This window comes from Mesorhizobium sp. Arg314 (genome assembly GCF_053714275.1).
Genome location: NZ_JBSKBP010000079.1, coordinates 1 through 11129, shown reverse-complemented (window position 1 = coordinate 11129; position 11129 = coordinate 1). Strand labels below are relative to the sequence as shown.

Here is an 11129-nt window from a genome sequence, read left to right as displayed (position 1 = left end):
CGTTGGTCTCGTTGGGCACGCCATGCGTCGCCCAGCGCGTGTGGCCGATGCCGATCGTGCCGTCGAGCGGCTCGTCCCTCAGCCGGCGTTCGAGGTTGACGAGCTTGCCTTCGGCGCGGCGGCGGCCGAGCTCGCCCTTCTCGATGGTGGCGACACCGGCCGAGTCATAGCCGCGATATTCAAGCCGCTTCAGCGCATCGACGATGAGCGGCGCGACCTGCTGCCGGCCGACAATTCCAACGATACCGCACATGCGATAACCCCCGATTCCCAGCGGAAAACCCGGCGTTATCTAGGGATTGCCGGTCTGCCGCGAAAGTCACTTTGCGTTTCGTTCCGTGTCAGCGGAACGGTTTTTTGCCGATGCACGATGCCAGACCGCGCTTGCAATCCGGTTACCCGAACTGCTCCGTTTTCAGGGCCCTGGTTTCCACTCGTTCATATCTGATCGAGTTGCGGTTGCCTTTCCGTAGGGAAGCACCGAGGCCTATTCCGCGGCCTTCTTCCTCGCCGCGGCCGAGGCAAAGCGCTCGCGCAACTCCTTGCCCTTGCCGGGGATCGTCTTCTGGCGGGCACGGCCGAAGGCGAGCGCATCGTCGGGCACGCTTTCGGTGATCACGCTGCCGGAGGCAATGTAGCCGCCCTTGCCGATCGTGACCGGCGCCACCAGCGAGGAATTCGAACCGACAAAGGCGCCCTCGCCGATGTCGGTGAAGAATTTCGAATAGCCGTCATAATTGCAGGTGATGGTGCCGGCACCGATATTGGCGGCGGCGCCGACGCGCGCGTCGCCGATATAGGTCAGGTGATTGACCTTGGCGCCTTCCTCGATCGTCGCCTGCTTGACCTCGCAGAAATTGCCGACCTTGGCTTTTTGCTTCAGATCGGCGCCCGGCCGCAGCCGCGCGAACGGCCCGACATCGCAGTTCGAGGCGATCGTCGCGCCCTCGATATGGCTGAAAGCGTGGATCTTGGCGCCCGAGGATATCTTCACACCCGGCCCGAACCAGACATTCGGCTCGACGATCGTGTCGGCGCCGATTTCGGTGTCATGCGAGAAATAGACCGTCTCCGGCGCGATCAGGGTCACGCCCGCTAGCATCGCTTCACGACGCCGCCGCGCCTGCCAGATCGCTTCCGCTTCGGCGAGCTCGGCGCGGTTGTTGATGCCGAGCGCATTCTCGAAACTCGCCTCCGTCGCCACCACGTCGAGGCCTTCCGCGCCGGCGATCTCGACGATATCGGTAAGATAAAACTCGCCCTTGGCGTTATTGTTGCCGACCTTTTCGAGCAGCCGAAGCGCATGCTTGCCGGCCACCGCCATCATGCCGGCATTGCAGAAGCCGATCTTCTTCTCCTCCTCGGAGCAGTCCTTCTCCTCGCGTATGGCGGCCAACTGGCTGCCCTTCTCGATCAGCCGACCGTAGCCGGTCGGACTTGGCGGTCTAAAGCCGATGACTGCAACCGCGGCGCCGTCCGCCAGCTTTTGCCGTGCGGTTGCCAGCGCGCCGGCGTCGATCAGCGGCGTGTCGCCGAACATCACCAGGATATCGTCATAACCCTTTGATATCGCTTCGCGAGCGGCAAGCACTGCATGCGCCGTGCCGTGCCGTTTTTCCTGCACGAAGGTCTCGGCCTTCGGCGCGAATTTCTGCGCCGCCTTGCGCATCTCCTCAGTGCCGTGGCCGATCACCAGCGCCAGACCCGTAGCCCCGGCCGCCTCGGCAGCCTTCACCACATGCGCCACCATCGGCAGGCCTGCGATGGCGTGCAGCACCTTGGGCATCGCGCTTTTCATGCGCGTGCCTTCGCCGGCGGCGAGGATGACGGACAGGCAGGATCTCTGGCTCATGGAGTGGCAACCGTGTGAAAAAGGTTTGAATCAACGCATGTTAGCAGCGCAGGCCATGCTGCACCAATGCGGTTAAATTCCGGTGAGATGGCGGAGCTGTTTGCAGACAGGTAACGCGGGCCCTCAAGCGTCGTTCGGATTGAGGCTTCAGCCCAGCCGTCCCAGCACCGGGAAATTCTCAAGCAGCCAGTAAGACGCGCTCTGCACGCCGCCGGTCAGGAAAAACACGCCGGCAACGACCAGCAATGCCCCGATCGCCTTTTCGACGCGGCCGAGATGGACGCGGAATTTGCCGAGGAAGCGCATGAAGGCGCCGGAAAACAGCGCCGCGATCAGGAATGGAATGCCGAGGCCGAGCGAATAGGCGGCGAGCAGCAGCGCACCCTCACCCACGGTTTCGCGCCCGCCGGCTAAAGTCAGGATCGGCCCCAGCACCGGTCCGATGCAGGGCGTCCAACCAAAGGCAAAGGCGAGCCCCATCACATAGGCCGCGATCATGCTGGCCGGCTTGCCCTGCGACTGGAAACGCGCCTCGCGCGACAGGAGTGGGATGCGCAGGATGCCGAGGAAGTTCAGGCCCATCAGGATGATGAGCACACCCGCCGCCATCGCCAGCGGCTCCTGCCAGACGCGCAGCAGGCGCCCCATGGTCGAGGCGCCGGCGCCGAGCGCGACGAAGACGGTGGAAAAGCCGAGCACGAAGGCCAAAGAGGCATAGAGCAGCGCGCCGCGCGCGCCTTCTTTTGCCGTCACGCTTTGATTGCCACGGAAATCGTCGACCGAAACGCCGGCCATGTAGCAGAGATAGGGCGGCACCAGCGGCAGCACGCAAGGCGACAGGAACGAGATCGCCCCTGCCCCGACCGCGCTGACATAGCCGATGTCCAATGCCATTTCTTGAGCCCCGATTGTGCTGGCGCCGATATAGCGATGCGAAAGCCTCCCTGCCAATCACCATTGTGTGGCACGTCGCCGCTTGGCCCAAGGAAGAATCAGCAGCCCCAATGCGTTGTCGGGTAAGCGCGCGATTGCCGCGCGCTTGTTCTCAGGGAGATTATCATGAAATCGATCGCACTCGGATTCGCCGCGCTTTTGCTCGGCACCGCCGCGTCTCATGCCGCGGAAGCATGGAAGGAAGCCGAAGTTGGCGGCACCAAGATCTACACCGATACCAAAGGCATGACGCTTTACACCTTCGACAAGGATGAGAAGGGCAAATCCACCTGCTACGACAAATGCGCCGCCAACTGGCCGCCGCTGAAGGCCGAGGCCGGCGCCAAGGCCGATAACGAATGGACGGTCGTCGACCGCACCGACGGCTCCAAGATGTGGGCCTATGACGGCAAGCCCGTCTATACTTTCGCCAAGGACAAGAAGGCCGGGGACATGACCGGCGAAGGCGTCGCCGGCGCCTGGCACGTCGTCAAGGCTGATTAAGTTTCCTCCCACCGCTGGCATGCGGAAACTGCCTGGCTGCCGAGTTGGTTCAATTTCGGCAGCCGGCGATCTTTTCCGGGCGCGCCTCGCGCCTCGGCACTGACCGCGGCTCGATGGGCCGGTACAGGTCGTCCTGACGTCATACGTGGCGCGCACGCCTCCATCGCCAAAAATGTGATCTTTGCCATACACTCTAAGAGTGTATCGGCGATTGGCGCTTCGCAAATTGGCCGCTTCCCCTTGACCGATTGCAAAAGCGCGGCCATGTGAGCGACGAAAAGAGTGGGATTTCGTCGTGCGTCGCGGAGTTCTTCCGCCCCTCCTGATTGATAAGAGACCTCATGGACGTCGTCGTCGTCGAATCGCCGGCCAAGGCGAAGACAATCAACAAATATCTCGGCAAGAACTATAAGGTCCTTGCCTCGTTCGGCCATGTCCGCGATCTGCCGGCCAAGGATGGTTCGGTGCGCCCTGACGAGGACTTCGCCATGTCCTGGTCGGTCGACACCGCGTCGGGCAAGCGCCTCGCCGACATTGCCAAGGCGGTCAAGGATGCCGACGGGCTGATCCTCGCCACCGACCCGGATCGCGAGGGCGAGGCGATTTCCTGGCATGTGCTGGAAGTCCTGAAGCAGAAGCGCGCGCTGAAGGACAAGCCGGTCAGCCGCGTCGTCTTCAACGCCATCACCAAGGCCTCGGTGCTGGATGCGATGGCCAATCCGCGCCAGATCGATGCGCCGCTGGTCGACGCCTACCTCGCCCGCCGGGCGCTCGACTATCTCGTCGGCTTCACGCTCTCGCCGGTGCTGTGGCGCAAGCTGCCGGGCGCCCGTTCCGCCGGCCGCGTGCAGTCCGTGGCGCTGCGCCTGGTCTGCGACCGCGAATCCGAGATCGAACGCTTCATCCGCGAGGAATACTGGCAGATCGCCGCCATCCTCAACACGCCGCGCAATGACAGTTTCGAGGCGCGACTGACCGCCTTCGCCGGCAAGAAGCTGCAGAAGCTCGATATCGGCAACAAGGCGCAGGCCGACGACATCAAGGCTATGCTGGAAGGCGCGACCTTCAAGGCATTGTCGGTCGAGGCCAAGCCGACAAAGCGCAATCCCGGCCCGCCCTTCACCACCTCGACGCTGCAGCAGGCCGCCTCGTCCGGGCTTGGCTTCTCGGCCACCCGCACCATGCAGGTGGCGCAAAAACTCTATGAAGGCATGGATGTCGGCGGCGAGACCGCCGGCCTCATCACCTATATGCGTACCGACGGCGTGCAGATGGCGCCCGAGGCGATCGAGGCTGCCCGCAGCGCCATCGTCAGCGAGTTCGGCGCAAGATACCTGCCTGAAAAGCCGCGCTATTATACCGCCAAGGCCAAGAACGCCCAGGAGGCGCATGAGGCGATCCGCCCGACCGATTTCAAGCGCACGCCTCAATCGGTCAGACAGTATCTCGACGCAGACCAGGCGCGGCTCTACGAGCTGATCTGGAAGCGCGCCATCGCCAGCCAGATGCAGCCGGCCGAGATCGAACGCACCACGGTCGAGATCGAGGCGGTCAACGGCGCCCGCACCGCCGAGTTGCGCGCGATCGGCTCGGTCATCCGATTCGACGGCTTCATCGCCGCCTATACCGACCAGAAGGACGAGGACGCGGAAGACGAGGAGAGCCGCCGCCTGCCCGAGATCCGCGCTGGTGAGCAGCTTGCCCGCCAGGCGATCAACGCCACCCAGCACACCACCGAGCCGCCGCCGCGCTACTCCGAGGCGTCGCTGATCAAGAAGCTGGAAGAGCTCGGCATCGGCCGGCCGTCGACCTATACGGCAATCCTGAAGACGCTCGAAGACCGCGATTACGTCACCATCGACCGGCGCCGGCTGGTGCCGCAGGCCAAGGGCCGGCTGCTCTCGGCCTTCCTCGAAAGCTTCTTCGAGCGCTATGTCGAATACGATTTCACCGCCTCGCTCGAGGAAAAGCTCGACGAGATTTCCGACGGTAAGCTCGCCTGGAAGGACGTTCTGCGCGACTTCTGGAAGGATTTTTCCGGCGCTGTCGATGACATCAAGGAATTGCGTGTCACCGACGTGCTCGACGCGCTCAACGAAGAACTCGCGCCGCTTGTTTTCCCGGAACGCGAAGACGGCTCCAATCCGCGCATCTGCCCGAAATGCGGTTCGGGAAATCTCTCGCTGAAGCTCGGCAAATTCGGCGCCTTTGTCGGTTGCTCGAACTATCCGGAGTGCTCCTATACCCGCCAGCTCGGTGACGCCGCCAATCCCAATGGCGAAAACGGCAATGGCGAGGACGGCGTCAAGCTGCTCGGCAAGGATCCCTACACCGCCGAGGAAATCACGCTGCGCAGCGGCCGCTTCGGCCCCTATATCCAGCGCGGCGAAGGCAAGGAGGCCAAGCGCTCGAGCCTGCCCAAGGGCTGGACGCCCGAGTCGATCGACCACGAGAAGGCGCTGGCGCTGCTGGCGCTGCCGCGTGACGTCGGCAAGCATCCGGAAACCGGCAAGATGATCTCGGCCGGCCTCGGGCGCTACGGCCCGTTCGTGCTGCATGACGGCACCTATGCCAATCTGGAAAGCATCGAGGACGTGTTCTCGATCGGCTTGAACCGCGCGGTCTCGGTGATCGCGGAAAAGCAGCAGAAGGGCAAGGGCGGCCGCAATGGCGCCACGCCGGCGGCGCTGAAGGAACTGGGCGACCATCCCGACGGCGGCGGCAAGATCGTCGTGCGTGACGGCAAATACGGTCCCTATGTCAACTACGGCAAGGTCAACGCGACCCTGCCCAAGGGCAAGGATCCGCAATCGGTGACGATGGAAGAAGCGCTCGCCCTGATCGCCGAGAAGGAAGCCAAGGGCGGGAGCGGCAAAAAACCCTTCCGCAGGGCAGCGAAAAAAGGATAGCAGGACGTGGCGCGCTGGATCTCCGGAAGAAGCCATGGCGATCCGCGCAACGCCGACACGAGGGCCAAGGTGGTCAAGGACGATTACCGGCCCTCGCGTGACGAGATCCTGCGCTACATCGCCGAAAATCCCGACCGCTCCGGCAAGCGCGAGATTGCCAAGGCCTTCGCGTTGCGCGGCGAGGACCGCATCTGGTTGAAGGACCTGTTGCGCGACCTTCAGGACGAAGGCCTGCTTAACAAGGAGCGGAAGCGTCTCACCCGCGCGGGCGCCGTGCCACACGTCGCGGTGCTCGACATTTTCGGCCGCGACGATGACGGCGTGCTTCTGGCGCATCCGAACGAATACACCGGCGCCGGCTCGCCGCCCGTCATCGCCATCCGCATCTCGCGCGGCGCCGGCGGCCCGGCGCCCGGCATCGGCGACCGCGTGCTCGCCAAGACCTTCCCGACCGACGATCCGTCAGGCCCTGCCTATACCGGCCGGGTGATGAAAATCTTCGAAAAACGCAGCGACGCGGTGCTCGGCGTCTTCCGCGTGCTGAAGGATGGTACGTTCCGCATCGAGCCCGTCGAACGCCGTCAGCCGGAACTGATCGTCGACAAGGAATTCCAGAACGGCGCCAGGAATGGCGACCTCGTGGAGGTCGAGCCGGCACGCGCCTCGCGCTTCGGCCTTCCGCGCGCCAAGGTGCTGGCGGTGCTCGGCTCGCTGAGCAGCGAGAAGGCGGTCTCGATGATCGCCATCCACGCCCACGATATTCCCCACGTCTTTCCGGCGGACGTGATCGCCGAGGCCGAAGCGGTGAAGCCGGCGACGCTTGATCACCGCGAGGATTGGCGCGATCTGCCGCTGGTGACCATCGATCCGGCCGATGCGAAGGACCATGACGACGCCGTCTTCGCCACACCCGATACGGGCGAGAACAATCCCGGAGGCGTCGTCGTCACCGTGGCGATCGCCGATGTCGCCGCTTACGTCCGCTACGGCACGCCGCTCGACCGAGAAGCCTTGAAGCGCGGCAATTCGGTCTATTTCCCGGACCGGGTCGTCCCCATGCTTCCCGAACGCATCTCCAACGATCTCTGTTCGTTGCGCGAGGGCGAGGACAGGCCGGCCATCGCCGTGCGCATGACCTTCTCGTCGGAAGGCCGCAAGCTCAGGCATTCCTTCCACCGCGTCATGATAAAGTCGGCGGCCAAGCTCGCCTACCCGCAGGCGCAGGCCGCGATCGATGGAATTCCTGACGATAAGACGCGGCCGATCCTCGACAGCGTCTTGAAGCCGCTATGGGATGCCTACGCACTGCTCAAGCGCGGCCGCGACACCCGCCAGCCGCTGGAGCTCGACCTGCCGGAGCGCAAGATCCTGCTGAAGCCCGACGGCACGGTCGACCGCGTCATCGTGCCGGAGCGACTCGATGCGCATAAGCTCATCGAGGAGTTCATGATCCAGGCCAATGTCGCGGCCGCCGAAACATTGGAGGGCAAGAAAGAGCCCCTCGTCTACCGCATCCATGATGCGCCGTCGCTCGCCAAGCAGGAATCGCTGCGAGACTTCCTGCAAACGCTCAGCATGTCATTGGCGCGCGGCGCGCAGATGCGGCCCAGCCAGTTCAACGGCATTCTGGAGCGGGTGCGCGGCGCTGACAACGAGGCGCTGGTCAACGAAGTGGTGCTGCGCTCACAGAGCCAGGCCGAGTACTCGCCGAAGAACATCGGCCATTTCGGCCTCAACCTCAGGCGCTACGCGCATTTCACCTCGCCGATCCGCCGCTATGCCGATCTGATCGTGCACCGTGGGCTGATCGCAGCACTTGGCCTCGGGCCCGGCGGCCTGACGCAGCAGGAGGCGGACAGGCTGGAAGAGGTCGCCGCGCTGATCTCGGCGACGGAACGTCGTGCCATGGCCGCCGAGCGCGATACGGTCGACCGGCTGGTCGCCGCCTATCTCGCCGAGCGCGTCAACGATACGTTCGACGCGCGCATCTCCGGCGTTACCAAGGCCGGGCTCTTTGTCCAATTGCCGCAGTACGGCGCGGACGGCTTTATTCCGGTGTCAAGTTTGGGCGGCGATTACTATATCTACGACGAAACCGCCCGATCGCTCTTCGGAGAACGCAGCGGCAAGGGCTATCAGCTCGCCGATCGCGTCGAAGTTCGCTTGGTCGAGGTCGCGCCAATGGCCGGCGCGATGCGTTTCGAGATGCTGACCGACCCGAAGCCCCTGCCCGGCTCGAGGCGGTCGTTCCACAAGGCCAAGGGCCGCGCCCGCGCGTCGCAATCGCGCTCCGGCCCGCGCGGCAGGAGAAGTTGATGCCAGGCGATTTGCAGGTGGAAGAACAGGTTTTCGGTGGCGAACATCACTCTGGCCGCGTCGCCCGCCCGCTGTGGACGGCGATGAAGCGCGGCATGCTCGGCCGTTGCCCCCACTGCGGCAAGGGGAAGCTGTTCGGCGCTTTCGTAAAGCCTGTGGACAAATGCGAGGTCTGCGGCGAGGAGCTCCACCACCATCGCGCGGATGACCTGCCTGCCTATCTGGTTATCGTCATCGTCGGCCACATTGTGGTTGGCTCATTCATGGCGGTGGAGGCCACCACCACGCTCTCGACCTTGCAGCATGCGCTGATCTGGGTGCCGTTGACCATCATTCTTGCGCTTGTGCTGTTGCAGCCGGTCAAGGGCGCCGTCATCGGCCTGCAATGGGCGCTTTATATGCATGGCTTCGGCGACGAGAAGGACGAATTCGAGAGCAATTGATAAGCCAGGTTCTACCGCTTTCGGCCCTGGTGCAAAGGCCGCGATGCGCAAGCCACTTTCGCATCCGGGAAGTTTCCGCTAGGTCGAGCGCATGGAACGAATGACCAAGGCGGATGTCGACAAGCTCGATAAAGGCCTGGCCGTGCGCAGCGGCCGGGCATTGCGTCCGCGTGATGCCGCGACCCTCATTCTGCTCGATCGCAGGGACAAGGATGTTCTGGTGCTGATGGGCCGGCGCCATGCCGGCCACGCCTTCATGCCCGGAAAATTCGTCTTTCCCGGCGGCCGCACGGATCCGGCTGACAGCCGCATTCCCGTCGCCACCCCTTTGCGCGGCGAAGAAGAGAAAAAGCTGGTCGCGGGTCCCGGCCGCGCGAGCGCGGCGCGGGCGCGGGCAATTGCCCTGTCGGCGATTCGCGAGACCTACGAGGAAGCCGGGCTGCTGATCGGCCGCAAAGGCGCTTTCTCGACAGTAAAGCGCGACTGGCAGGGCTTCGTCGAACATGATGTGATCCCGTCGCTGGACGCGCTCCGCTTCATCGCCCGCGCCATCACGCCGCCCAATCGCGTGCGCCGTTTCGACACGCGTTTCTTCAGCGCCTGGCGCCACGACGTTGCCGTGGAATTGCCCGACGGCGGCCCGACCAACGAACTGGAAGAACTCGTCTGGCTGCGGCTTGCCGATGCCCGCAAGGCCGACATCCCCGACATTACCGGCATGATCCTGGAAGAACTGGAAACGCGGCTTGCCGACGATCCCTTGCTGCGGCCGGGGGGCGGCGTGCCGTTCTTCCGGCTTGTCCGCAACCGCTTTGTCCGCGAAGTCCTTTAGAAGCAGAGCATTTTGATCCCATGACGGTCGATACCCAAGAACAGGGCGACGAACGCGTACACTGGCTGCCGATGATCGCGGCGATCTCCTCGATCAGCGTCGTCGGCATCGCCATCGGCCTCGGCATGCCGCTGCTTAGCGTCATTCTGGAAAGCCGCGGCCATTCCGCTTCGATGATCGGCCTCAACACGGCTGTCGCCGGCCTCGCCTCGATTGCCGGCGCGCCGCTCGCCACGCCGCTTGCCATGCGGCTCGGCGTCGCCCGGACCATGCTGATAATGATTGCCACCGGCGCGCTCGCCTTCGTTGGCTTCCATTTCGCACCGGACTTCTGGATGTGGTTTCCGCTCCGCGTCGCCCTGCATATCTCGCTGACGGTGCTGTTCATCCTGTCGGAATTCTGGATCAGCACCTCTGCCCCGCCGAACCGGCGCGGCCTTGTGCTTGGCATCTACGCCACCGTGCTGTCGCTCGGCTTCGCTGCCGGACCGTGGCTGTTCGCCCATCTCGGCAGCACGGGCTTCCTGCCATTCGGCGTCACCATAGTGCTGGTGACACTTGCCGCTATCCCGGTGCTGGCGGCCCGCAATGAGAGCCCGACCATTGTCGCCGACAGCGAGACCAGCCACTTCCTGCGCTACATCTGGCTGGTGCCGACAGCGACCTTTGCCGTGCTTGTTTTCGGCGCCGTCGAGACCGGCGGTTTCTCGCTGTTCCCCGTCTATGGCAGCCGCATCGGCTATTCGGAGGCCGACGCCGCACTGCTGCTGACGATGATCGGGCTCGGCAATGTGCTTCTACAGATCCCGATCGGCATGATCAGCGACCGCGTTTCCGACCGCCGCTATCTGCTTTTGGCCTGCGCCACCGTCGGCCTCGTCGGCACCGTCTTCATGCCGTACTTCGCGCAGAACTGGCATCTGATGGCGGCCCTCCTGTTCGTCTGGGGCGGCGTCGTTGCCGCCATGTACACGATCGGCCTTGCGCATCTCGGCTCCCAGCTATCCGGCCATGAACTGGCGTCCGCCAACGCGGCCTTCGTGCTTTGCTACGGCGTCGGCATGGTACTGGGTCCACAGGCGATCGGCATAGGCATGGACGCCTTCGGCCCCTCAGGCTTCGGCTGGTCCCTGGCGATCTTCTTCGCCGCCTACATGGTTCTGGTCCTTGTCAGGCTGGTGCGCAGGATTCTCTAATGCATGTCGCCCAGAAGTGTACGCGGTTCTGGGACAACGACATGCATAAAACAAGGACTTAACAGGCTGCTGAAAAAGTCGTGCACCGACTGCCAAGCAAGTCGGAATTGGAGTCCAAACGAGAATCGAAAAGCGAACAAAACA

Annotated in this window: 8 protein-coding genes and 1 pseudogene; 6 read left to right on the top strand and 3 right to left on the bottom strand. The window is 63.9% G+C overall.

Translation table 11 applies throughout. The features are described from left to right. The 3 genes and pseudogenes from ACWGS9_RS32755 to ACWGS9_RS32745 all read right to left on the bottom strand — a co-directional run. Nucleotides 1-253, bottom strand: a pseudogene (locus tag ACWGS9_RS32755) (glutamine--fructose-6-phosphate transaminase (isomerizing)); the annotation flags it as partial. A gap of 234 nt (nucleotides 254-487) precedes the next feature. After that, complete coding sequence (gene glmU, locus ACWGS9_RS32750) at nucleotides 488-1852, bottom strand: bifunctional UDP-N-acetylglucosamine diphosphorylase/glucosamine-1-phosphate N-acetyltransferase GlmU (RefSeq protein ID WP_454509117.1); 1365 nt, start codon at nucleotides 1850-1852, stop codon at nucleotides 488-490. 147 nt (nucleotides 1853-1999) lie between these two features. Next, entirely contained in the window at nucleotides 2000-2746 is a 747-nt protein-coding gene (locus ACWGS9_RS32745) for a cytochrome c biogenesis CcdA family protein (protein WP_454509116.1), read from the bottom strand. A 165-nt stretch (nucleotides 2747-2911) separates the two neighbouring features. On the opposite strand from ACWGS9_RS32745, the gene ACWGS9_RS32740 reads away from it, so the two are divergent. The 6 genes from ACWGS9_RS32740 (at nucleotide 2912) to ACWGS9_RS32715 (ending at nucleotide 10985) form a co-directional block, all read left to right on the top strand. Then, a complete protein-coding gene (locus tag ACWGS9_RS32740) occupies nucleotides 2912-3289 on the top strand; it encodes a COG4315 family predicted lipoprotein (RefSeq protein ID WP_454509115.1) in 378 nt (125 codons plus the stop codon). A gap of 341 nt (nucleotides 3290-3630) precedes the next feature. Further along, the gene (gene topA, locus ACWGS9_RS32735) at nucleotides 3631-6198 is read left to right on the top strand and encodes a type I DNA topoisomerase (RefSeq protein WP_454509114.1); all 2568 of its coding nucleotides are present in this window, start codon (nucleotides 3631-3633) and stop codon (nucleotides 6196-6198) included. Nucleotides 6199-6204: 6 nt separating this feature from the next. Beyond that, a complete protein-coding gene (gene rnr, locus ACWGS9_RS32730; RefSeq protein ID WP_454509113.1) occupies nucleotides 6205-8514 on the top strand; it encodes a ribonuclease R in 2310 nt (769 codons plus the stop codon). Continuing rightward, nucleotides 8514-8957, top strand: coding sequence for a DUF983 domain-containing protein (locus tag ACWGS9_RS32725; RefSeq protein ID WP_454509112.1), 444 nt, complete (start codon nucleotides 8514-8516; stop codon nucleotides 8955-8957). The genes rnr and ACWGS9_RS32725 overlap by 1 nt, the downstream gene beginning before the upstream one ends. 91 nt (nucleotides 8958-9048) lie before the next feature. Beyond that, entirely contained in the window at nucleotides 9049-9789 is a 741-nt protein-coding gene (locus ACWGS9_RS32720; protein ID WP_454509111.1) for an NUDIX hydrolase, read from the top strand. 20 nt (nucleotides 9790-9809) lie between these two features. Then, the gene (locus ACWGS9_RS32715) at nucleotides 9810-10985 is read left to right on the top strand and encodes an MFS transporter (protein ID WP_454509110.1); all 1176 of its coding nucleotides are present in this window, start codon (nucleotides 9810-9812) and stop codon (nucleotides 10983-10985) included. Nucleotides 10986-11129 lie beyond the last annotated feature (144 nt).